Annotated in this window: 14 protein-coding genes, 4 tRNA genes and 1 pseudogene; 18 read left to right on the forward strand and 1 reads right to left on the reverse strand. The window is 64.2% G+C overall.

Annotated elements, in window-relative coordinates:
* Nucleotides 1-77 precede the first annotated feature (77 nt).
* The 3 genes from ACZK2V_RS04235 to ychF all read left to right on the forward strand — a co-directional run bounded on the left by ACZK2V_RS04235 (nucleotide 78) and on the right by ychF (nucleotide 2,529).
* Nucleotides 78-695 (forward strand): 50S ribosomal protein L25/general stress protein Ctc, encoded by a 618-nt coding sequence (locus tag ACZK2V_RS04235; protein WP_005415401.1) that lies wholly within the window; start codon nucleotides 78-80, stop codon nucleotides 693-695.
* Between the two features lie 48 nt (nucleotides 696-743).
* On the forward strand, nucleotides 744-1,322 hold the full coding sequence (gene pth / locus ACZK2V_RS04240) for an aminoacyl-tRNA hydrolase (RefSeq protein WP_014036086.1): 579 nt from the start codon (nucleotides 744-746) through the stop codon (nucleotides 1,320-1,322).
* Between the two features lie 115 nt (nucleotides 1,323-1,437).
* Complete coding sequence (ychF, locus tag ACZK2V_RS04245) at nucleotides 1,438-2,529, forward strand: redox-regulated ATPase YchF (protein ID WP_459003601.1); 1,092 nt, start codon at nucleotides 1,438-1,440, stop codon at nucleotides 2,527-2,529.
* A gap of 590 nt (nucleotides 2,530-3,119) precedes the next feature.
* Here the strand turns inward: ychF and ACZK2V_RS04250 are convergent.
* On the reverse strand, nucleotides 3,120-5,858 hold the full coding sequence (locus ACZK2V_RS04250; RefSeq protein ID WP_459003599.1) for a TonB-dependent receptor plug domain-containing protein: 2,739 nt from the start codon (nucleotides 5,856-5,858) through the stop codon (nucleotides 3,120-3,122).
* A gap of 170 nt (nucleotides 5,859-6,028) precedes the next feature.
* Between ACZK2V_RS04250 and ACZK2V_RS04255 the strand changes: the two are divergent.
* From ACZK2V_RS04255 to rpoC, 15 genes and pseudogenes are all read left to right on the forward strand, one after another.
* Nucleotides 6,029-7,044: pseudogene (locus ACZK2V_RS04255) on the forward strand (cyanophycinase).
* A gap of 105 nt (nucleotides 7,045-7,149) precedes the next feature.
* Nucleotides 7,150-8,166: an isoaspartyl peptidase/L-asparaginase family protein gene (locus ACZK2V_RS04260; RefSeq protein WP_459003597.1), complete on the forward strand. Its 1,017-nt coding sequence runs from the start codon at nucleotides 7,150-7,152 to the stop codon at nucleotides 8,164-8,166.
* A 137-nt stretch (nucleotides 8,167-8,303) separates the two neighbouring features.
* Nucleotides 8,304-8,389 (forward strand) — tRNA-Tyr (locus ACZK2V_RS04265).
* A 24-nt stretch (nucleotides 8,390-8,413) separates the two neighbouring features.
* Nucleotides 8,414-8,487, forward strand: a tRNA-Gly gene (locus ACZK2V_RS04270).
* Nucleotides 8,488-8,536: 49 nt separating this feature from the next.
* Nucleotides 8,537-8,612, forward strand: a tRNA-Thr gene (locus ACZK2V_RS04275).
* Between the two features lie 41 nt (nucleotides 8,613-8,653).
* Nucleotides 8,654-9,844, forward strand: a complete 1,191-nt coding sequence (tuf, locus tag ACZK2V_RS04280) for an elongation factor Tu (protein ID WP_049416993.1) — start codon at nucleotides 8,654-8,656, stop codon at nucleotides 9,842-9,844.
* A 103-nt stretch (nucleotides 9,845-9,947) separates the two neighbouring features.
* Nucleotides 9,948-10,023, forward strand: a tRNA-Trp gene (locus ACZK2V_RS04285).
* Between the two features lie 49 nt (nucleotides 10,024-10,072).
* Nucleotides 10,073-10,486: a preprotein translocase subunit SecE gene (gene secE / locus ACZK2V_RS04290; RefSeq protein ID WP_049462865.1), complete on the forward strand. Its 414-nt coding sequence runs from the start codon at nucleotides 10,073-10,075 to the stop codon at nucleotides 10,484-10,486.
* Between the two features lie 10 nt (nucleotides 10,487-10,496).
* Nucleotides 10,497-11,057: a transcription termination/antitermination protein NusG gene (gene nusG, locus ACZK2V_RS04295; RefSeq protein WP_004154362.1), complete on the forward strand. Its 561-nt coding sequence runs from the start codon at nucleotides 10,497-10,499 to the stop codon at nucleotides 11,055-11,057.
* Nucleotides 11,058-11,343: 286 nt separating this feature from the next.
* Entirely contained in the window at nucleotides 11,344-11,772 is a 429-nt protein-coding gene (gene rplK / locus ACZK2V_RS04300) for a 50S ribosomal protein L11 (protein ID WP_004145248.1), read from the forward strand.
* A 4-nt stretch (nucleotides 11,773-11,776) separates the two neighbouring features.
* On the forward strand, nucleotides 11,777-12,475 hold the full coding sequence (gene rplA, locus ACZK2V_RS04305; RefSeq protein ID WP_004154350.1) for a 50S ribosomal protein L1: 699 nt from the start codon (nucleotides 11,777-11,779) through the stop codon (nucleotides 12,473-12,475).
* A 386-nt stretch (nucleotides 12,476-12,861) separates the two neighbouring features.
* On the forward strand, nucleotides 12,862-13,398 hold the full coding sequence (gene rplJ / locus ACZK2V_RS04310) for a 50S ribosomal protein L10 (RefSeq protein WP_010480377.1): 537 nt from the start codon (nucleotides 12,862-12,864) through the stop codon (nucleotides 13,396-13,398).
* Between the two features lie 63 nt (nucleotides 13,399-13,461).
* Nucleotides 13,462-13,830: a 50S ribosomal protein L7/L12 gene (gene rplL, locus ACZK2V_RS04315; protein WP_010480374.1), complete on the forward strand. Its 369-nt coding sequence runs from the start codon at nucleotides 13,462-13,464 to the stop codon at nucleotides 13,828-13,830.
* A gap of 328 nt (nucleotides 13,831-14,158) precedes the next feature.
* Nucleotides 14,159-18,313 (forward strand): DNA-directed RNA polymerase subunit beta, encoded by a 4,155-nt coding sequence (rpoB, locus tag ACZK2V_RS04320; RefSeq protein WP_107433390.1) that lies wholly within the window; start codon nucleotides 14,159-14,161, stop codon nucleotides 18,311-18,313.
* Between the two features lie 89 nt (nucleotides 18,314-18,402).
* The gene (gene rpoC / locus ACZK2V_RS04325) at nucleotides 18,403-22,626 is read left to right on the forward strand and encodes a DNA-directed RNA polymerase subunit beta' (RefSeq protein WP_049462863.1); all 4,224 of its coding nucleotides are present in this window, start codon (nucleotides 18,403-18,405) and stop codon (nucleotides 22,624-22,626) included.
* The last annotated feature ends 180 nt before the right edge of the window (nucleotides 22,627-22,806 follow it).

Genomic DNA, 22,806 nt, shown 5'->3' on the forward strand with positions numbered 1-22,806 from the left:
TACCCGGATGCTTCTGGTCGCGGAAGCATCTTCAACCGCCACGCCGCAGGGCGCGGCAACAACCTGAGTAGTCGAAAATGTCGAAGACCCATGAAATCAAGGTCACCAAGCGTGAACTGCAGCGTAAGGGTGCGAGCCGCCGCCTGCGTCACGCCGGTGTGATCCCGGCCATCGTGTACGGCGGCAACGCCGAGCCGGTCGCCATCAGCCTGGACCACAACGAAATCTGGCTGGCCCAGCAGAACGAGTGGTTCTATGCCTCGATCCTGGACCTGAACCTGGATGGCCAGGTGCAGAAGGTCCTGCTGCGTGACATGCAGCGCCACCCGTACAAGCAGCTGATCATGCACCTGGACTTCCAGCGCGTGAACGAGAACGAAGCCCTGACCGCTTCGGTCCCGCTGCACTTTGTCAACGAAGACACCTCGCCGGCCGGCAAGGCTGCCGACGTCGTGGTCACCCACGAACTGAAGGAAGTGACCATCACCTGCCTGCCGAAGGACCTGCCGGAGTCGATCGAAGTCGACCTGGGCGAGCTGAAGGCCGGTGACGTGGTGTACCTGTCCGACATCAAGCTGCCGAAGGGCGTGGAAATCCCGGCCCTGGCGCTGGGCAAGGACCACGACGACGCCATCGTCACCGCCAAGGCCGGCAAGGCCGACGCGGCTGACGAAGAAGCGGCTGCCGCCGAGTAATACCGCTACGGTGCCTGCCTCCGGGCAGGCACCGTATTGGAAGGAACCATGGCAGGACTGCGACTGATCGTCGGTCTGGGCAACCCCGGATCGGAACACGCCCGGACCCGGCACAATGCCGGGTTTCATTTCGTTGAGGCCCTGGCGGAAAAAGCCGGTGCACGATGGAATGTGGACAGCAAGCTGTTCGGTGAGACCGCCAAGGTCGAGATCGCCGGGCAGACGGTGTGGCTGCTCAAGCCCGCCACCTTCATGAACCTCAGCGGCAAGTCGGTCACCGCCGCACAGCGGTTCTGGAAGATCGAGCCGGAAGAAACCCTGCTGGCCCACGACGAACTGGACCTGGCGCCCGGCGTGGCGCGGCTGAAGTTCGACGGTGGCCACGGTGGCCAGAACGGCCTGCGCGACACCATCCGCCTGCTCGGCCACGGCAAGTTCCATCGCCTGCGCGTGGGTATCGGCCATCCTGGCCACAAGGACCGCGTGGTGGGTTGGGTGCTGGGACGCCCTTCCAAGGATGATGACGTACTGATTTCGCGCGCCATCGACGATGCCATCGACGTGCTGCCGCTGGCAGTGCAGGGCGACTTCAGCGAAGCGATGAAGCGGCTTCATACCCCGAAATAGCCCGCTTTCGGTAGGTGCCAACCTTGGTTGGCACACAATGATCGACACCGAGATGGATTGGCCAAGCAGCGCGCGCTGTTTCACCAATCACTTTCACCCCAGAGAGCTGTCACCCATGGGTATCAAATGCGGCATCGTCGGCCTGCCCAACGTCGGCAAGTCGACCCTGTTCAATGCGCTGACCAAGGCGGGTATCGCCGCGGCGAACTTCCCGTTCTGCACCATCGAACCGAACGTCGGCATCGTGCCGGTGCCGGACCCGCGCCTGAACGAGCTGGCGGGCATCATCAACCCGCAGAAGGTCATCCCGACTGCGGTCGAGTTCGTCGACATCGCCGGCCTGGTGGCCGGTGCTGCCAGCGGTGAAGGCCTGGGCAACAAGTTCCTGGCGCACATCCGCGAAGTCGACGCGATCACCCACGTGGTGCGCTGCTTCGAGCACGGCGACATCGTGCACGTGGCCGGCAAGGTCGATCCGATCTCGGACATCGAAACCATCGACACCGAGCTGGCGCTGGCTGACCTGGACAGTGTCGAGAAGGCGCTGAACCGTGCCGAGCGTGCGGCCAAGGGCGGCGACAAGGACGCAGCGGCGCGCAAGCCGGTGCTGGCCAAGCTGCAGGCTGCGCTGTCCGACGGCAAGGCCGGTCGCTCGGCGGGCCTGGACGAGGAAGAGAAGGCGCTGGTGCGCGATCTGTTCCTGCTGACCCTGAAGCCGGTGATGTACATCGCCAACGTGCTGGAAGACGGTTTCGACAACAACCCGCACCTGGAAGCCGTGCGTGCGCATGCCGCCGCCGAAGGCGCGCAGGTGGTGCCGGTGTCGGCCGCGATCGAAGAAGAGCTGTCCCAGCTCGATGACGAAGACCGCGATACCTTCCTGGCCGACCTGGGCCTGAGCGAGCCGGGCCTGAACCGCGTGATCAACGCGGCCTACAGCCTGCTCGGCCTGCAGACCTACTTCACCGCCGGCGTGAAGGAAGTCCGCGCGTGGACCGTGCGCAAGGGCGCCACCGCCCCGCAGGCCGCCGCGGTCATCCACACCGACTTCGAGAAGGGCTTCATCCGCGCCGAAACCATCGCGTATGACGACTTCATCAAGTACAAGGGCGAAGCCGGCGCCAAGGAAGCCGGTCGCCTGCGCCTGGAAGGCAAGGAATACCGCGTGCAGGAAGGCGACGTGCTGCACTTCCGCTTCAACGTCTGATCCAGCGGCATCGGATCGACCCAGGACGCCCCGCCTTGTGCGGGGCGTTCGCGTTTCTGGTGATGGACAAAAAAGCACCAGGCTGCGAAACGCTTGCGGTGCGACGTTTGCCGGCACTTGTCCACAGCAAACTCCCATCGCTTTCCACGCCGGATGTGGAAAACCGTGGGGGGCGGATCCCTTTCCACGGGAAAGGGCTCCGACCCCGATCAGTGCAGTCGGACCGTGGACAGAATTTCACCACGCTTCGAAACGCCTGCGCTGCAATGCTCGCGCCCACTTGTCCACACCAAGTTCCCATCGCTCTCCACGTCCGGTGTGGAAAACAATCGAAGGACATGGGCAAAAAATCACCACGTCCGGAAACGCCCGCACTGCAAGCCTCGCGGCCACTTGTCCACACCAAGTTCCCATCGCTTTCCACGCGCGGTGTGGAAAACCCGCGTGGCCCGCTCTGGTAGTCGCCCACCTTGGTGGGCGCGTGGCAGATCAGTGCCCACCAAGGTGGGCATCTACCAGAGCCAGGTTCCCAAACAACAAGGCCCGCCAATGGCGGGCCCTGTCGTCCACGTTCTGCAATGCGGCGTGCCTTACAGCGCGCTGCCACCGAACTTGTGGGTGTACTGCAGGTTGATGGTGCGGCCGACGCTGTCGAACCAGGACACGTCGTAGTACGGATACGCGGTGTACGTGGCGTCCTTCGGCGGCATCTTGTTGAACACGTTGACCACCGACAGCGACAGGCGCGAGTGGTCGTCGAAGCGGTACTGCAGCGACGCGTTGTAGCGGTAGGTTGCCTTGATGTACGGGCTGTCACCGCTGTCCCACTTGAATACCTGGTCGTAGCTGTCCGAGGTCGGCAGCTTGCCCAGGCGCGAACCATAGACCGTGGCCGACCACGCGTCCTTCTCCCAGGTCACGCTCAGGCTGGTCTTGGTACGCGGGATGTCGAAGTTGCTGTTGACCGCGAACTGGTCCTGGATCGGATCACCGGGGTAGCGCTGGAAATCGTGCTTCTTCACCCAGGTGTGGGTGCCGTTGAGGATGAAGTCGCCGATGCCGGTCTGCAGGCGGTAGCGCAGGCCAATGTCGATGCCGGAGGTGGATTCGCGGGCGACGTTGATCGGGGCGACACGCACGCCGTACAGGCGGCCATCACTGGTGCGGGTGATGCGGTCGAGCGCGTCCACGCAGGTCGGCGAGTTGATGTCGGCACTGCCGAGGCGGCAGTTCGCTTCGCTGGCCAGGATCGTGCGCACGTCCATGTCCTGCACCTGCTTGCGCATGTCGATGTCGAACCAGTCCACCGACAGGTCCAGGCCGATTGCCGGCGACCAGACGAAGCCGGCACTCCACGAGGTGCTGGTTTCCGGGTCGAGCTGGCGGTTGCCGGTGCGGCTGCGGATCAGGTTGTGCTCGTAGTCGGAACAGTCGGCGGCATCGTCGGCGCGGCAGCTGTACAGGTCCACTGCGCTGGTCTCGTCGTTGCCCGGGCCGGCGAACACGTAGTGGAGGTCCGGCGCACGGAACGCGGTGCCGTACGAACCACGCACCAGCAGGGTGTCGATCGGGCGCCATTCCAGGCCGCCGCTCCAGGTCGCCTTGCCGATGGTGTGGCCGGAATAGCGGTACTGGTCGTAGCGGCCGGCCACGCTCAGGTTGACCGTCTCGTGTAGCGGCATGCGCAGCTCCGCAGCGGTCGCCCAGCGGTTGCGCGAACCGTTGCCGTCCGAATCCTTCCAGCTGTAGTAGTAGTACTCGGTCGCCAGCGGATCGGGGTTCAGCGAGTACGCCTGCTGGCCCACTTCCACGGTCGCGGCGAAGCCGGCATCACCGCCCGGCAGGCCGAACAGCGCGGAATTGGTCAGCGTGAACGCAGCCGTCTCGGTGCGCGACTTCGGGGTGTAGGTGGTGCGCGCCGCGATCGAATCGTACTCGGCGCGGGTCAGCGGCCGGTACAGGCGCGACGGGTCGGCGTTGTAGATCGGGAAGCCGTCGTCGTCCACGCCCAGCTGCGGGCCCAGGAACAGGTCATTGGCTTTGGCGGCGATGATCTGTGCCCAGCTGATCCGCGACTGGTACTGCGAATGGCTCAGGGCCGCTTCGTAGTCCCAGTTGCCGGCCAGGTTGCCCATGAAGCCGGTGGTCACGCTGAAGGTCTTCTGCGTGCTGCGCACCATTGCATTGCGCAGGCCACCCATCTCCTCGGGCGAGAACTGGCGCTGCCAGAACTCGATCTCGCCGGTGGCCTGGTTGTTGAAATAGCCCGACTCATCGCCGTTGGCGTCCATGCGGCCCCACTTGGTGACGTCGCGCATCAGCGACATCGTGTGGTAGCCCAGCTGCACATCGGCGAACCACTGCTGGCCGTTGTCGAAGTCGTAGCTCAGCGAGGCGTAGCCATTGGCGCCGCGGCGCTTGCTGAGGATGGTGCCGTAGCCGATCGAGCTGTCGCTGCCGCAGTAGTAACCGTAGCGCGGGCGGTAGGCGCGGTAGGTGCTGCCCTGGTTCTGCCCGGCCAGCGCTTCGCAGGTGGCCGCGCCCGGATCCAGGTAGTCGTCGTTGTAGTCCGTGCGCAGGTAAGCGCGGCGTGCGATGCGTGAGCCCTCGGTGGGGCCGTCCTGGGTCGAATCCTGGATATCGCGCTCGTACGCCCACAGCGGGGTCTGCGACTGCAGTTCAACGCTGTACACGGCGTTGAAGTTGCCACGGCTGAAGCCACTGGCCAGGCTCATGTCGAACGACTCGCCACCGCCTTCGCTGGTGGTGCCCATGCGCATGTCGACGGTGGTGCCGTCGGCCTTCTTCTTCAGGATGAAGTTGACCACGCCGGCGATCGCGTCCGAACCGTAGATGGCCGAGGCACTGCCGGTCAGCACTTCGATGCGCTCGATCATGCCCAGCGGGATGTTGGAGACGTCGGTGAAGTTGCTGCGGCCCTTGAACGGCATCGGGAAGTCGGCGATGCGGCGGCCATTGACCAGCACCAGCGTGTGGTTCGGGCCCAGCCCGCGCAGGTCCACCTGCTGGGCGCCCGGCGAGAAGTCGGCGCCGCTGGACGACTGCTGGCTCTGCGTCTCACCGCCGTTCTGGGTCATCGAGCGCAGCACGTCGGGCACGCTGGTGAAGCCGCTGGAGCGGATCTGCTCGGCGCTGATCACCGTGATCGGGGCGGGGCCTTCCACCTGGGCGCGCGGAATGCGCGAACCGGTGACCTGCACCGCATCCAGTTGTTGAACCGAAGAGGAGGCCGGTGCCTGGGCCGCCGCGGAAGCAGCCACGCCCATCAACGCCAGCTGGATCGACCACGCCATCGCCTTTCTACGCATGAGGAATTCTCGGAAATGAAGCCGGCCCGCAGAGGAGGGGCCCTGTCCCCCATTCAGATTTCCGGAATGGGCGCGCGCATTTAACGCCTTTTTCATGCCCTTGACTACTGGGTCCCTATCTGGCAAAGAGTGAAAACGCTTGCAAGTCGATTTTGTTCAGGGAGATCAAGATGCGACGCCTCCATTGCACCCTGCGTGCCCCCTTCGCCTGGCTGGCGCTGCTGGTGTTGGACGTGCCGTTGGCCGCCCTTGCGCAGGACCTGCAGGGCCCGGGCTTCGCCTACTACGAAGCCGGGGATCTCGACGCACCCCGGCCCGGCCCGCGCGCCGGCCATGATGCTGATGGGCGGTGGCGAATGGGTGCCGGAGGCCTTTCACTGGTGGCTGAAGCAGGCCGGCAACGGCCGCGTGCTGATCCTGCGCGCTTCTGGCAGTGATGAACTGCAGGACCGCCTGTATCGCGAGATTGGCGGGACCACCGCAGTGCAGACGCTGGTCTTCGACAGCCGCCGCGGCGCCGACGATCCGGCCGTGCTGCGCGTGGTGGCTGCGGCCGATGCCATCTTCATTGCCGGTGGTGACCAGTCGCGCTACATCCGCTTCTGGAAGGGCACCGCGCTCAACCGCGCGCTCAATGCCCATGTGCGCGCCGGCAAGCCGATTGCCGGTACCAGCGCCGGGCTGGCCATCCTCGGTGGCTACGCCTACGGCGCGATGGACGGCGGCAGCATCACCTCCGCCGGTGCGCTGGCCGACCCGATGGGCAGTGCGGTGACCATGGACAGTGGCTTCCTGCAGATGCCCTACCTGCAGCGCGTGGTCACCGACACCCACTTCGACAAGCGCGATCGGCTTGGCCGCCTGATCGTGTTCGTGGCGCGCCGCGCAGGACAGTGGCGACCCCGACATCGTCGGCATCGGCGTCGACGAGGACACCGCCCTGTGCGTGGAGCCCGATGGCCAGGCGCAGGTCTACAGCGCCGACGGCGAAGGCAAGGTCTGGGTGGTCAGCCCCGGCCGCGATGCCGACCGTCTGGTCGAGGGCGAGCCGCTGCGCTTCCACGCCGTACCGGTAACGGTGGTCGCCAGCGGCAGCCGCATGCGCCTGGATGACTTCCAGGCCGACGCCGACTACCAGGCCGTGGCCGACGTCAGCGACGGCGAGATTGAGTTCACGCTTCGGTAGTGCCGGCCGCTGGCCGGCAACTCGCCTTCCCTGATGCGCCCCTTGCCGGCCAGCGGCCGGCACTACCCCGCAATCCATTCCCTCGTTCTGCTGGAGACGTACCCGATGAAACTGCGCCTGGCGCTGTCCGCACTGTTGTCCCTGCCCATGCTTGCCCAGGCCGCACCGGCGGCTTCACCGCTGCTGGTCATCCACGGCGGCGCCGGCGTCGAGCGCAAGGACCTGTCGCCGGCCGAGGAAAAGGCCGCACGTGACGCGCTGCGGGCGGCCCTGTTGAAGGGGCATGCGGAGCTGGCGGCGGGTCGCCCCGCGTTGGCTGCAGTCACCGCTGCGATCACCGTCCTGGAGGACGATCCCGCCTTCAACGCCGGCAAGGGCGCGGTGTTCACCCATGACGGCCACAACGAGCTGGATGCCGCAGTGATGGACGGGGCCACCCAGGCTGCAGGCGCGGTGGCCGGCGTGCAGCGGGTGCGCAACCCGATCCTGCTGGCGCAGACCGTGATGCAGAAATCCAGGCACGTGATGATGGTGGGGCAGGGCGCCGAAGCCTTCGCGGTCGAGCAGGGGATGTCTTTGGTCGATCCCTCCTACTTCCGTACGGAGAAGCGTTGGCAGCAGCTGCAGCGTGCACTCAAAGAAGAGGCCAGTGGCCAGGCGCATGCCGACCTGGAGACTGCAAAGCACTTCGGGACCGTCGGTGCGGTCGCATTGGATGCGCAGGGGCACCTGGCCGCCGGTACCTCCACTGGTGGCATGACCAACAAGCGCTATGGCCGGGTGGGTGACTCGCCGATCATCGGTGCAGGCACCTGGGCCGATGCGCGCTGTGCGGTGTCCGGCACCGGCTGGGGCGAGTACTACATCCGCACCGCGGCCGCGCACGAGATCTGCGCACGCATGCGCTACCAGGGGCAGACGCCGGAACAGGCCGGCAAGGGCGTGATCAACGAGACGATTCCGCAGATGGGGGGGGACGGCGGTGCGATCGTGCTCGCTGCAGACGGAAAAATGGCCACGCCATTCAACACCCAGGGCATGTATCGGGGCTGGATCGGCGGCGACGGCGTCCCTCATGTCGCAATTTTCGCCAACGAGACCCTGCCGGTTCCCGGGCAATAACCTTGCGTATCAATGGGTTTGCGACAGCGTGTGAAAAAAATGGAAAAAAGCGTTGACAGCCCCTCGTCCCATCAGCAGAATAAGCGGCTCACCACCACACACCGCAACGCTTCGGCGGCAACGGAATGGGGTGGTAAGGAGGGATACCCAAGCGGCCAACGGGGGCAGACTGTAAATCTGCTGGCTTACGCCTTCGGTGGTTCGAATCCACCTCCCTCCACCAGTTTCACGTTGTGACATTCCCGGCGCGGGAGTAGTTCAATGGTAGAACCTCAGCCTTCCAAGCTGATGGTGCGGGTTCGATTCCCGTCTCCCGCTCCATTGAATGAACTTTGAATATTATCGAGTTCATGTCATAATGCAAAACTCGGCTCACGTAGCTCAGTCGGTAGAGCACTTCCTTGGTAAGGAAGAGGTCGAAGGTTCGATTCCTTTCGTGAGCACCATCTTAAGCATCACCTCTCAGACGAATTCGAGATAAGCAGCCATGGCCAAGGGTAAGTTCGAGCGCACCAAGCCGCACGTCAACGTCGGCACCATCGGTCACGTCGACCACGGCAAGACCACGCTGACCGCCGCACTGACCAAGATCGGTGCCGAGCGCTTCGGTGGCGAGTTCAAGGACTACTCCTCGATCGACGCCGCGCCGGAAGAAAAGGCGCGTGGCATCACGATCTCGACCGCGCACGTCGAATACGAATCCCCGATCCGTCACTACGCCCACGTTGACTGCCCGGGCCACGCTGACTACGTCAAGAACATGATCACCGGTGCCGCCCAGATGGACGGCGCGATCCTGGTGTGCTCGGCCGCTGACGGCCCGATGCCGCAGACCCGTGAGCACATCCTGCTGTCGCGCCAGGTCGGCGTGCCGTACATCGTCGTGTTCCTGAACAAGGCCGACATGGTGGACGACGCCGAGCTGCTCGAGCTGGTCGAGATGGAAGTGCGCGAGCTGCTGAGCAAGTACGAGTTCCCGGGCGACGACACCCCGATCATCGCCGGTTCGGCCCGTCTGGCGCTGGAAGGCGACCAGAGCGACATCGGCGTGCCGGCCATCCTGAAGTTGGTCGACGCGCTGGACAGCTGGATTCCGGAGCCGGAGCGTGCGATCGACAAGCCGTTCCTGATGCCGGTGGAAGACGTGTTCTCGATCTCGGGCCGCGGCACCGTGGTGACCGGTCGTATCGAGCGCGGCGTGATCAAGGTTGGCGACGAAATCGAAATCGTCGGCATCCGTCCGGTGCAGAAAACCACCGTGACCGGCGTTGAAATGTTCCGCAAGCTGCTGGACCAGGGTCAGGCAGGCGACAACGCTGGCCTGCTGCTGCGCGGCACCAAGCGTGACGACGTCGAGCGTGGCCAGGTGCTGGCCAAGCCGGGCACGATCAAGCCGCACACCAAGTTCGAAGGCGAAGTGTACGTCCTGTCGAAGGACGAGGGCGGCCGCCACACCCCGTTCTTCAACGGCTACCGTCCGCAGTTCTACTTCCGCACCACCGACATCACCGGCGCCGCCAAGCTGCCGGAAGGCGTCGAAATGGTGATGCCGGGTGACAACGTCAAGATGGAAGTCACCCTGATCAACCCGGTGGCCATGGACGAAGGTCTGCGCTTCGCCATCCGGGAGGGCGGCCGTACCGTCGGCGCCGGCGTGGTCTCGAAGATCATCGAGTAAGCCTGCAGTACCGGTGGTTGCATAGCGCCGCCGGTTACGCGAATGGCGGGCCGGGAACCTCGGTCCGCCTTCGCCGTCTAAGGGAAGGCAAGTTTCAATACGTACGCCAGTAGCTCAATTGGCAGAGCAGCGGTCTCCAAAACCGCAGGTTGGGGGTTCGAGTCCCTCCTGGCGTGCCATCTGCCCACCTTATCCAGCGGCCTGGGCCGCTAAAGCAGACACAGTCGGATGAATAGCAAGATCGAACACTCCAAGGACAGCTCCGCCAACGGCGGGGATATCGTCAAGTACGTCGCCGCATCGCTGCTGGTGCTGGCCGGTCTGTTCGTCTGGTTCTGGTTCTCCGCCGACTCCGGTCGCGCCACCCAGCTGGGTGCGTGGGCGGGTCAGCTGCGTGCGTTGGCGGTCGTGGTCGGTCTGGTTGGCGGTATCGGCGTGTTCATGCTGACCGGCAAGGGGCGCGACACCCGCGAATTCCTCTCCGAGTCGCGCTTCGAACTGCGCAAGGTGGTCTGGCCGACGCGCCAGGAAGCCATCCGCATGACCTGGGTCGTGATGGTGGTGGTGACCATTCTCAGTCTGTTGCTGGGTGGGTTCGATTACGTCATTCAGTGGCTGGTTCAGTTGTTCCTGAGCCGCTAAGGAGAATTGCATGAAGCGTTGGTACGTCGTTCACGCCTATTCGGGCTTCGAGAAGTCGGTGGCGCAGGCTCTGCGCGATCGCATCGTCCGTGACGGCATGGAAGAGCGCTTCGGCGATGTCCTGGTCCCGACCGAAGAAGTGGTCGAGATGCGTGCTGGCCAGAAGCGCCGCTCCGAGCGCAAGTTCTTCCCGGGTTACGTGCTGGTCCAGATCGAGACTCACGAAGAAGCCGGTATTCCGCGCATCGACAACGAAAGCTGGCACCTGGTCAAGGAAACCCCGCGCGTGATGGGCTTCATCGGCGGCACCGCCGACCGTCCGCTGCCGATCGCCGATTCCGAGGCCGAAGCCATCCTGAATCGCGTTCAGGAAGGTGTCGAGAAGCCGCGTCCGAAGGTGCTGTTCGAGCCGGGCCAGATGGTCCGCGTTACCGACGGCCCGTTCAACGATTTCAATGGCGTCGTCGAAGAAGTCAACTACGAGAAGAGCCGTCTGCGCGTCTCGGTGCTGATCTTCGGTCGTGCCACTCCGGTCGAACTCGAGTTCGGCCAGGTCGAAAAGGCCGTCTGACCTGTCGGTAGAGTCGAGCTTGCTCGACTTTGCTGATCAGTCGAGCAAGCTCGACTTTACGGAACCAGGAGCCGGGCCTTGCCCGGTTTCGTCCGTTTACGTGCCGCTTCAGGCATGTGAAGAAAAAACCTGATATAGTGCGCGGCTCCCCGCTGGGAAGCCAGTAGGACGAGGCCGCCGCAAGGTGGCCTTCAGCATGATTTCAAAACGCGATGCCGGGACGCGTGATTCCCGGTCCGATGGGGAGCCTGTTGTCGAAAGGCGCTAGCACCCGGAGAGTACTCACATGGCAAAGAAAGTTGTCGGTTACATCAAGCTGCAGGTGAAGGCCGGTCAGGCCAACCCCTCGCCGCCGGTCGGTCCTGCGCTGGGTCAGCGCGGTCTGAACATCATGGAATTCTGCAAGGCGTTCAACGCTGCCACGCAGAAGCTCGAGCCGGGCCTGCCGGTTCCGGTGATCATCACGGCCTACTCGGACCGTACGTTCACCTTCATCACCAAGAGCACCCCGGCCACCACCCTGCTGAAGAAGGCCGCTGGCATCTCGTCGGGCTCCAAGCGCCCGAACACCGAGAAGGTCGGCAAGGTCACCCGTAAGCAGCTGGAAGAGATCGCCAAGGCGAAGGAACCGGATCTGACTGCCGCCGACCTGGACGCCGCCGTGCGTACCATCGCTGGCTCTGCCCGTTCCATGGGCCTCGTGGTGGAGGGTTAATAAGATGGCACAGACCAAGCGTGAGAAGGCCATCAAGGCCGCCGTCGTTCCGGGCAAGGCATACGCCTTCGAGGACGCGATCAACATCCTGAAGAGCGCCACCAAGGCCAAGTTCGTCGAGTCGATCGACGTCGCTGTGCGCCTGGGCGTCGATGCGAAGAAGTCCGACCAGCAGGTCCGTGGCTCCACCGTGCTGCCGGCCGGTACCGGCAAGTCGGTCCGCGTCGCCGTGTTCGCTCCGGCCGGTGCCAAGGCTGACGAAGCCCTGGCCGCTGGCGCCGAAGCCGTCGGTATGGATGATCTGGCCGAGAAGATGCAGGCCGGCGATCTGAACTACGACGTCGTCATCGCGACCCCGGACGCCATGCGCGTCGTCGGTAAGCTGGGCACCGTGCTGGGCCCGCGCGGCCTGATGCCGAACCCGAAGGTCGGCACCGTTTCCCCGAACCCGGGTGAAGCCGTGAAGAACGCCAAGTCGGGTCAGGTCCGTTACCGCACCGACAAGGCCGGCATCATCCACTGCACCATCGGCAAGGCCGACTTCGCCGAAGACGCGCTGAAGTCGAACCTGACCGCGCTGCTGCTGGACCTGATCAAGGCCAAGCCGGCCACCTCGAAGGGCACCTACCTGCAGAAGGTTTCGGTCAGCTCGACGATGGGCCCGGGCGTCACCGTCGACCAGTCGTCGCTGACCCTGAAGTAATTGTTTCAAGCGGTCACGGTACCTTCGGTGCCGTGACCGTGACATTTGAAGGCATCGCTGGCCTTACATCGCCCGCGGTAGCCGTCAAAGACCGCAGGCGCGGTCGTGGCAATACCGGCGACGGGCACGGAAGCTCGATCTGGCAAGGAGTCGCCGCCGGAGCAGTCATGAGCGCTTAATCGATTCCCCGGAATCACCCTGCGTAGATGGTGCCCTTCTGGAGTTTTTCTGGTTCACGCACGTCTGGGTTTCCCAGGTTGGCCCACTCCAGGTCTAGAACGGCCCACCCCCGGAACATCATCCCGATGTTCCCGGCGTCCAGGACGGATGCCGCACAGGACCGCACACGGCAGGAGCCGTAAGCGGAGTTCAATAGGAGGAGTGCAATGGCTCTCAATCTGTCCCAGAAGCAAGAAGTAGTCGCCGAGCTGGCAGACGTCGCCGCCAAGGCCCACTCCTTGATCGCAGCCGAATACGCTGGCACCACGGTCGCCCAGATGACCGCGATGCGCAAGCAGGCTCGTGAAACCGGTGTTTTCTTGAAGGTTGTCAAGAACACCCTGGCTTCGCGCGCCGTTGAAGGCACCGAGTTCGCAGTCGCCCAGGACCAGATGGTTGGTCCGCTGCTGTACGCGTTCTCGCTCGAGGAGCCCGGCGCTGCCGGTCGCCTGATCAAGGAAGCCGCCAAGGGCAACGACAAGCTGAAGGCTAAGGTCGTCGCCATCGGTGGCGAAGTGTTCCCGGCAAGCCACGTCGAAGTGCTGGCCTCGCTGCCGACCCGCGACCAGGCCCTGGCCATGCTGGCCCGCGTCCTGACCGAGCCGGTCACGATGTTTGCCCGCGCCATCAAGGCCGTTGGCGAGAAGCAGGGTGGTGGCGACGTCGCCGCCGACGCTGCCGAGCCGGCCGCCGAGACCGCCTGAGTTTCGACTTACCGTGGTTCCTGACGGAACCTCAACCCAGAAAATCATCCAAAGGTATTAATCATGTCCCTTACCAACGAACAGATCGTCGACGCCATCGCCGAGAAGTCCCTGATGGAAGTGATGGAGCTGGTCAAGGCCATCGAAGAGAAGTTCGGCGTCTCCGCCGCTGCTCCGGTTGCCGTGGCTGCTGCCGCTGGCCCGGCCGCTGCTGTTGAAGAGCAGACCGAGTTCACCGTCACCCTGAAGTCGGCCGGCGACAAGAAGGTCGAAGTCATCAAGGCCGTCCGCGCCATCACCGGCCTGGGCCTGAAGGAAGCGAAGGACCTGGCCGAAGCCGGTGGCGTCCTGAAGGAAGGCGCTTCGAAGGACGACGCCGAGAAGATGAAGAAGGACCTGGAAGCTGCTGGCGCGACTGTCGAAGTCAAGTAAGCAGTTACCTTGCATCGTCACCGATTCACGGCGATGCAGCCAAGGCTGGGGGCGTAAGCCCCCGGCCTTTGGTCGTTGTTGCAGTACCGGTAGGGTCGACTGTTGGTCGACTGTTTCAAAAGCAGAAAAAGCCCAACACGGGCTGCGGTCAGACCCCGGCAGGCCAGCGCAGAGCGCGGCAGCGGGGGAGTGGATGCAGACGAGTTGGCAGTTGGAAGTAGCGGGAGAAGGCGTGCTGGTGCCGGCAATACCAGCGACTTCCAACTGACAATTTCAAGTTCCCTTCGGATCGTGGGCGCACGATCCGCACAACAAGGTGGAAGACCTCATGACGTCCTATTCGTTCACCGAAAAAAAGCGTATCCGCAAGGATTTCGGCAAGCAGCGCTCGATTCTCGAAGTGCCGTTCCTGCTCGCCATCCAGGTGGATTCCTATCGTGAATTCCTGCAGGAAAACGTCGATCCGGCCAAGCGCACGGACCACGGCCTGCACGCTGCGCTGAAGTCGGTCTTCCCGATCGCCAGCTACAGCGGCAATGCTGCCCTGGAATACGTCGGCTACAAGCTGGGCGAACCGGTCTTCGACGAGCGTGAGTGCCGCCAGCGTGGCATGAGCTACGGCGCGCCGCTGCGCGTGACCGTGCGCCTGGTGATCTACGACCGTGAGTCGTCGACCAAGGCCATCAAGTACGTGAAGGAGCAGGAGGTCTATCTGGGCGAAATCCCGCTGATGACCGAGAACGGCACCTTCATCGTCAACGGCACCGAGCGCGTCATCGTCTCGCAGCTGCACCGTTCGCCGGGCGTGTTCTTCGACCACGACCGTGGCAAGACCCACAGCTCGGGCAAGCTGCTGTACAGCGCCCGCATCATTCCTTACCGCGGCTCCTGGCTGGACTTCGAGTTCGACCCGAAGGACGCGCTGTTCACCCGTATCGACCGCCGCCGCAAGCTGCCGGTGTCGATCCTGCTGCGCGCGCTCGGCTACAGCAACGAAGAGATGCTGGCCGAGTTCTTCGAGATCAACACCTTCCACATCAACCCGGATGAAGGCGTCCAGCTGGAGCTGGTGCCGGAGCGCCTGCGCGGCGAAACCCTGGGCTTCGACCTCGCCGACGGCGACAAGGTCATCGTGGAAGCCGGCAAGCGCATCACCGCGCGCCACATCAAGCAGCTGGAAGCCTCGGGCATCGCCGCTCTGGCCGTGCCGGACGACTACATCGTCGGCCGCATCCTGTCGCACGACGTGGTCGATGCTTCGACCGGCGAACTGCTGGCCCAGGCCAATGACGAGATCACCGACGAGCAGCTGCAGGCCTTCCGCAAGGCCGGTGTGGATGCCGTGGGCACCCTGTGGGTGAACGATCTGGATCGTGGCCCGTACCTGTCCAACACCCTACGCATCGACCCGACCAAGACCCAGCTGGAAGCCCTGGTCGAGATCTACCGCATGATGCGTCCGGGCGAGCCGCCGACCAAGGACGCCGCGCAGAACCTGTTCCACAACCTGTTCTTCACCTTCGAGCGCTACGACCTGTCCGCGGTCGGCCGCATGAAGTTCAACCGTCGCGTGGGCCGCAAGGAAACCACCGGCGAAGCCGTGCTGTACGACCGCAAGTACTACGGTGAGCGCAACGACGAAGAGTCCAAGCGCCTGGTTGCCGCCCATGGCGACAGCTCCGACATCCTGGACGTGATCAAGGTCCTGACCGAGATCCGCAACGGTCGTGGCGTGGTCGATGACATCGATCACCTGGGCAACCGTCGCGTGCGTTCGGTCGGCGAAATGGCCGAGAACGTGTTCCGCGTGGGCCTGGTCCGCGTCGAGCGCGCGGTCAAGGAGCGCCTGTCGATGGCCGAGTCCGAAGGCCTGACCCCGCAGGAGCTGATCAACGCCAAGCCGGTTGCCGCTGCCATCAAGGAGTTCTTCGGCTCCTCGCAGCTGTCGCAGTTCATGGACCAGAACAACCCGCTGTCGGAAGTGACCCACAAGCGTCGCGTCTCGGCCCTGGGCCCGGGCGGTCTGACCCGTGAGCGCGCCGGCTTCGAAGTGCGCGACGTGCACCCGACCCATTACGGCCGCGTCTGCACCATCGAAACCCCGGAAGGCCCGAACATCGGCCTGATCAACTCGCTGGCCGTGTACGCCCGCACCAACCAGTACGGTTTCCTCGAGACCCCGTACCGCAAGGTCGTGGACGGCAAGGTCTATGACGAAGTCGAGTTCCTGTCGGCGATCGAAGAAAACGAGTACGTCATTGCGCAGGCCAACGCGCTGACCGACGCCAAGGGCACCCTGACCGAGCAGTTCGTTCCGTGCCGCTTCCAGGGTGAGTCGCTGCTGAAGCCGCCGGCGGAAGTCCACTTCATGGACGTCTCGCCGATGCAGACCGTGTCGATCGCGGCCGCGCTGGTTCCGTTCCTGGAGCACGATGACGCCAACCGCGCACTGATGGGCGCCAACATGCAGCGTCAGGCCGTGCCGACCCTGCGTGCGCAGAAGCCGCTGGTCGGTACCGGCATCGAGCGCGCCGTGGCGCGTGACTCCGGTGTGACCGTGAATGCCCGTCGTGGTGGCGAGATCGTGCAGATCGATGCCGCCCGTATCGTGGTCAAGGTCAACGAGGAAGAGATCGTTGGCGCCACCGACGCAGGCGTGGACATCTACAACCTGGTCAAGTACACCCGTTCGAACCAGAACACCTGCATCAACCAGCGTCCGCTGGTCCAGGTGGGTGACGTCATCGCCCGCGGCGACGTGCTGGCCGACGGTCCGTCCACCGACATCGGCGAACTGGCCCTGGGCCAGAACATGCTGATCGCGTTCATGCCGTGGAACGGCTACAACTTCGAAGACTCCATCCTGCTCTCCGAGCGTGTGGTGGAAGAGGATCGTTACACCACGATCCACATCGAAGAGCTGACCTGCGTCGCGCGTGACACCAAGCTGGGGCCGGAGGAAATCTCCGCCGACATCCCGAACGTCTCCGAGCAGGCGCTGAACCGCCTGGACGAGAGCGGCGTGGTGTACATCGGTGCGGAAGTCCGTGCCGGCGACATCCTGGTCGGCAAGGTCACGCCGAAGGGCGAAAGCCAGCTGACCCCGGAAGAAAAGCTGCTGCGCGCGATCTTCGGCGAGAAGGCTTCGGACGTGAAGGACAGCTCGCTGCGCGTTCCGCCGGGCATGGACGGTACCGTCATCGACGTGCAGGTCTTCACCCGCGACGGCATCGAGAAGGACAAGCGCGCCCGCCAGATCGAAGAGTCTGAAATCAAGCGCGTCAAGAAGGACTTCGACGACCAGTTCCGCATCCTGGAAGCCGCCATCTACATGCGTCTGCGTTCGCAGATCGTGGGCAAGGTGGTCAACGGTGGCGCTGGCCTGAAGAAGGGCGACGTGATCAGCGACGCCTTCCTGGACGGCCTGAAGAAGGCTGACTGGTTCGCCCTGCGCATGAAGGACGAGGACGCTTCGGAAGCCATCGAGCGCGCCCAGAAGCAGATCCAGGCGCACGAGAAGGAATTCGAGCGTCGCTTCGCCGACAAGCGCGGCAAGATCACCGCCGGCGACGACCTCGCCCCGGGCGTGCTGAAGATGGTCAAGGTGTTCCTGGCCGTGAAGCGCCGCATCCAGCCGGGCGACAAGATGGCAGGCCGCCACGGTAACAAGGGTGTGGTCTCCAACGTGGTGCCGGTCGAGGACATGCCGTACATGGCCTCGGGCGAAACCGTGGACATCGTGCTGAACCCGCTGGGCGTGCCGTCGCGTATGAACATCGGCCAGATCCTGGAAGTGCATCTGGGCTGGGCTGCCAAGGGCCTGGGCCGCAAGATCCAGGCGATGATGGAAGCCCAGGCGGCGGTCGCCGACCTGCGCAAGTTCCTGGACGACATCTACAACCACGACGACACCAACGTGGCCAACCGTGTCGACCTGTCGCAGTTCAGCGACGAGGAACTGCTGCGTCTGGCCCGTAACCTCACCGACGGCGTGCCGATGGCCACCCCGGTGTTCGACGGCGCCACCGAAGCGGAAATCAAGCGCATGCTGGAACTGGCCGACCTGCCGAGCAGTGGCCAGACCCAGCTGTACGACGGCCGCACCGGTGAAGCGTTCGATCGCCACACCACCGTGGGTTACATGCACTACCTGAAGCTGAACCACCTGGTCGACGACAAGATGCACGCCCGTTCGACCGGCCCGTACTCGCTCGTCACCCAGCAGCCGCTGGGCGGCAAGGCGCAGTTCGGCGGCCAGCGCTTCGGTGAAATGGAAGTCTGGGCGCTGGAAGCCTACGGCGCGGCCTACACCCTGCAGGAAATGCTGACGGTGAAGTCCGATGACGTGCAGGGCCGCAACCAGATGTACAAGAACATCGTCGACGGTGAGCACGAGATGGTCGCGGGCATGCCGGAATCCTTCAACGTGCTCGTGAAGGAAATCCGCTCGCTGGCCATCAACATGGAACTGGAAGACAACTGATCCATGCCGGCGCGGCGGTCAACGCCGCCGCGCCGCTGGCAGTGAACTGAAAGCCCATCGACACAGCATTCCTCCTTCTGGAGAACACCATGAAAGACCTGCTCAACCTCTTCAACCAGCAGCGCCAGACGCTGGACTTCGACGCGATCAAGATCGCGCTGGCTTCGCCGGACCTGATCCGTTCGTGGTCCTTCGGCGAAGTGAAGAAGCCGGAAACCATCAACTACCGTACCTTCAAGCCGGAACGCGACGGCCTGTTCTGCGCCGCCATCTTCGGCCCGGTGAAGGACTACGAGTGCCTGTGCGGCAAGTACAAGCGCATGAAGCACCGCGGCGTGGTCTGCGAAAAGTGCGGCACCGAAGTGACCCTGGCCAAGGTGCGTCGCGAGCGCATGGGCCACATCGACCTGGCTTCGCCGGTCGCGCACATCTGGTTCCTGAAGTCGCTGCCGTCGCGCATCGGCCTGATGCTGGACATGACCCTGCGCGACATCGAGCGCGTGCTGTACTTCGAAGCCTACGTGGTGACCGAGCCGGGCCTGACCGCCCTGGAGCGCCGCCAGCTGCTGACCGAAGAACAGTACCTGCAGGCCCGCCAGGAGCACGGTGACGACTTCGACGCCGCGATGGGCGCCGAGGCCGTGTACGAACTGCTGCGCACGATCGACCTGCAGTCGGAAATGACCCGCCTGCGCGAGGAAATCGCCGCTACCGGTTCGGAAACCAAGCTCAAGCGCCTCACCAAGCGCATCAAGCTGATCGAAGCCTTCCTGGAATCGGGCAACCGTCCGGAGTGGATGGTCATGACCGTGCTGCCGGTGCTGCCGCCGGACCTGCGTCCGCTGGTCCCGCTGGATGGCGGCCGCTTCGCGACCTCCGACCTGAACGACCTGTACCGCCGCGTCATCAACCGTAACAACCGCCTGCGCCGCCTGCTCGAACTGAGCGCGCCGGACATCATCGTGCGCAATGAAAAGCGCATGCTGCAGGAATCGGTCGATGCGCTGCTGGACAACGGCCGTCGTGGCCGTGCCATCACCGGCACCAACAAGCGCCCGCTGAAGTCGCTGGCCGACATGATCAAGGGCAAGCAGGGCCGCTTCCGCCAGAACCTGCTGGGCAAGCGCGTCGACTACTCGGGCCGTTCGGTCATCGTGGTCGGTCCGTACCTGCGCCTGCACCAGTGCGGCCTGCCGAAGAAGATGGCGCTTGAGCTGTTCAAGCCGTTCGTCTTCGCCAAGCTGCAGCGTCGTGGCCTGGCCACCACCATCAAGGCCGCCAAGAAGCTGGTCGAGCGCGAAGAAGCCGAAGTCTGGGACATCCTGGAAGAGGTCATCCGCGAGCATCCGGTGATGCTGAACCGTGCGCCGACCCTGCACCGTCTGGGCATCCAGGCGTTCGAGCCGGTGCTGATCGAAGGCAAGGCCATCCAGCTGCACCCGCTGGTCTGCACCGCGTTCAACGCCGACTTCGACGGTGACCAGATGGCCGTCCACGTGCCGCTCTCGCTGGAAGCCCAGCTGGAAGCGCGTGCGCTGATGATGTCGACCAACAACATCCTGTCGCCGGCCAACGGCGAGCCGATCATCGTGCCGTCGCAGGACGTCGTGCTGGGTCTGTACTACATGACCCGCTCGCTGGAAAACAAGAAGGGCGAGGGCATGGCCTTCGCCAACATCGCCGAAGTGAAGCGTGCCTACGACAACCGCGTGGTGGAACTGCACGCGCGCGTCAAGGTCCGCATCACCGAAGTGGTGACCGACGAAGACGGCAACAAGCAGAACAAGACCTCGATCGTGGACACCACGATCGGTCGCGCCCTGCTGGCTGAAATCCTGCCGGAAGGCCTGCCGTTCGCGCTGGCCAACACCGAGCTGACCAAGAAGAACATCAGCCGCCTGATCAACTCCAGCTACCGCCAGCTGGGCCTGAAGGACACGGTCGTGTTCGCCGACAAGCTGATGTACACCGGCTTCGCGTACGCGACCCGCGCCGGCGTCTCGATCGGCATCGACGACATGCTGATCCCGGACGAGAAGAAGGGCATCCTCACCGAGGCCGAAGCCGAAGTGCTGGAAATCCAGGAGCAGTACCAGTCGGGCCTGGTCACCGCCGGCGAGCGCTACAACAAGGTGGTCGACATCTGGTCGCGCACCAACGAGCGCATCGCCAAGGCGATGATGGACACCATCGGTACCGAGAAGGTGGTCAATGCCAAGGGTGAGACCATCGACCAGAAGTCGATGAACTCGCTGTACATCATGGCCGACTCCGGTGCGCGTGGTTCGCAGGCGCAGATCCGTCAGCTGGCCGGCATGCGTGGCCTGATGGCCCGCCCGGACGGCTCGATCATCGAGACGCCCATCAAGGCGAACTTCCGCGAAGGCCTGAACGTGCAGGAGTACTTCAACTCCACCCACGGTGCCCGTAAGGGTCTGGCCGATACCGCGCTGAAGACCGCGAACTCGGGTTACCTGACCCGTCGTCTGGTCGACGTGGCACAGGACGTGGTGATCACCGAGGTGGATTGCGGTACCACCGAAGGCCTGATCATGACCCCGATCGTGGAAGGCGGCGACGTGGTCGAACCGCTGAAGGACCGTGTGCTGGGTCGCGTGGTTGCCGAGGACGTGTTCCTGCCGGGCAACGACGAAGATCCGATCGTCACCCGCAACACCCTGCTGGACGAAGCCTGGGTTGCCAAGCTGGAAGACGCCGGCGTGCAGACCATCAAGGTCCGCTCGACCATCTCCTGCGAATCGGCCTTCGGCGTCTGCTCGCGCTGCTACGGCCGCGACCTGGCCCGTGGCCACCTGGTCAACATCGGTGAAGCGGTCGGCGTCATCGCCGCCCAGTCCATCGGTGAGCCGGGTACCCAGCTGACCATGCGTACGTTCCACATCGGTGGTGCGGCGTCGCGAGCTGCTGCGGTCGACAACATCACCGTCAAGACCACCGGCTCGGTCAAGTTCAGCAACCTCAAGTCGGTCGAGCATGCCAACGGCTCGCTGGTGGCAGTGTCGCGCTCGGGCGAAATCTCGGTGCTCGATGCCCACGGCCGTGAGCGTGAACGTTACAAGCTGCCGTACGGTGCAACCATCACGTCCAAGGACGGTGATGCGATCAAGGCTGGCCAGACCGTGGCCAACTGGGATCCGCATAACCACCCGATCGTGTCGGAAGTGGCCGGTTTCATCCGCTTCATCGACTTCGTCGACGGCATCACCGTCATCGAGAAGACCGACGAGCTGACCGGCCTGGCGTCGCGCGAAATCACCGATCCGAAGCGTCGTGGTACCCAGGCCAAGGACCTGCGCCCGATCGTGCGCATCGTCGACGCCAAGGGCAACGACCTGTCGATTCCGGGCACCGACCTGCCGGCGCAGTACCTGCTGCCGCCGCGCTCGATCGTCAACCTGCAGGACGGCGCTGCCGTCGGTGTGGGTGACGTGGTCGCCAAGATCCCGCAGGAAGCGTCGAAGACCCGCGACATCACCGGTGGTCTGCCGCGCGTGGCCGATCTGTTCGAAGCGCGCAAGCCGAAGGATCCGGCGGTGCTGGCCGAGCGTTCGGGCATCATCAGCTTCGGCAAGGACACCAAGGGCAAGCAGCGCCTGATCATCAAGGACACCGATGGTTCGGAGCACGAAGAGCTGATCCCGAAGTACCGCCAGGTCATCGTGTTCGAAGGCGAGCATGTCACCAAGGGTGAAACCATCGTGGACGGCGAGCCGAGCCCGCAGGACATCCTGCGCCTGCTGGGTGTCGAACCGCTGGCCGCCTACCTGGTGAAGGAAATCCAGGACGTGTACCGCCTGCAGGGCGTGAAGATCAACGACAAGCACATCGAGGTGATCACCCGCCAGATGCTGCGCAAGGTCGAGATCACCGACCAGGGCAGCAGCAAGTTCCTGAACGGCGAACAGGTGGAGCGCCAGCGCGTTATCGAGGAGAATGCCCGCCTTGCAGCCCGCAATGAGCTGCCGGCGCACTTCGATCCGGTCCTGCTGGGTATCACCAAGGCGTCGCTGGCGACCGAATCGTTCATCTCGGCCGCTTCGTTCCAGGAAACCACCCGCGTGCTGACCGAAGCGGCCGTCCGCGGCACCTCGGACAACCTGCGTGGCCTGAAGGAAAACGTCATCGTGGGTCGCCTGATTCCGGCCGGTACCGGCCTGGCGTACCACAGCAACCGCCGTCGCGGCGCTTCCGGCCTCACCGAGTCGGAAATGCAGACCCTGGCCGGCACCCCGGCCGCGGTCGAGGCACCGGTGGTTGAAGCCGAAGCTGAACAGGCGTCGGGCGAAGAATGAGGTATCCGGTCCGGCTGCAAGGCCGGACCACCCCGTCGGTCCATCGATGGGAGTGGGAAAGGGCAGGGAGATCGTCCGCGATCGACCCTGTCAATCTGAACGGGGTACATGGAGGCCCCCCAGTAACGTCCCGGGATCAGGGACGGGCTTGACAGGAGGCGTTTGACTGCTTTCCTGGCA

The organism is Stenotrophomonas sp. 93052_Sma (assembly GCF_056481145.1).

Coding starts and splice junctions, on each gene's coding strand:
- rpoC (WP_049462863.1), top strand. CDS start 18,403: ATGAAAGACCTGCTCAACCTCTTCAACCAGCAGCGCCAGACGCTGGAC.
- ychF (WP_459003601.1), top strand. CDS start 1,438: ATGGGTATCAAATGCGGCATCGTCGGCCTGCCCAACGTCGGCAAGTCG.
- secE (WP_049462865.1), top strand. CDS start 10,073: ATGAATAGCAAGATCGAACACTCCAAGGACAGCTCCGCCAACGGCGGG.
- ACZK2V_RS04260 (WP_459003597.1), top strand. CDS start 7,150: ATGAAACTGCGCCTGGCGCTGTCCGCACTGTTGTCCCTGCCCATGCTT.
- tuf (WP_049416993.1), top strand. CDS start 8,654: ATGGCCAAGGGTAAGTTCGAGCGCACCAAGCCGCACGTCAACGTCGGC.
- ACZK2V_RS04250 (WP_459003599.1), bottom strand. CDS start 5,858: ATGCGTAGAAAGGCGATGGCGTGGTCGATCCAGCTGGCGTTGATGGGC.
- rplL (WP_010480374.1), top strand. CDS start 13,462: ATGTCCCTTACCAACGAACAGATCGTCGACGCCATCGCCGAGAAGTCC.
- rplA (WP_004154350.1), top strand. CDS start 11,777: ATGGCACAGACCAAGCGTGAGAAGGCCATCAAGGCCGCCGTCGTTCCG.
- ACZK2V_RS04235 (WP_005415401.1), top strand. CDS start 78: ATGTCGAAGACCCATGAAATCAAGGTCACCAAGCGTGAACTGCAGCGT.
- pth (WP_014036086.1), top strand. CDS start 744: ATGGCAGGACTGCGACTGATCGTCGGTCTGGGCAACCCCGGATCGGAA.
- rplJ (WP_010480377.1), top strand. CDS start 12,862: ATGGCTCTCAATCTGTCCCAGAAGCAAGAAGTAGTCGCCGAGCTGGCA.
- rpoB (WP_107433390.1), top strand. CDS start 14,159: ATGACGTCCTATTCGTTCACCGAAAAAAAGCGTATCCGCAAGGATTTC.
- nusG (WP_004154362.1), top strand. CDS start 10,497: ATGAAGCGTTGGTACGTCGTTCACGCCTATTCGGGCTTCGAGAAGTCG.
- rplK (WP_004145248.1), top strand. CDS start 11,344: ATGGCAAAGAAAGTTGTCGGTTACATCAAGCTGCAGGTGAAGGCCGGT.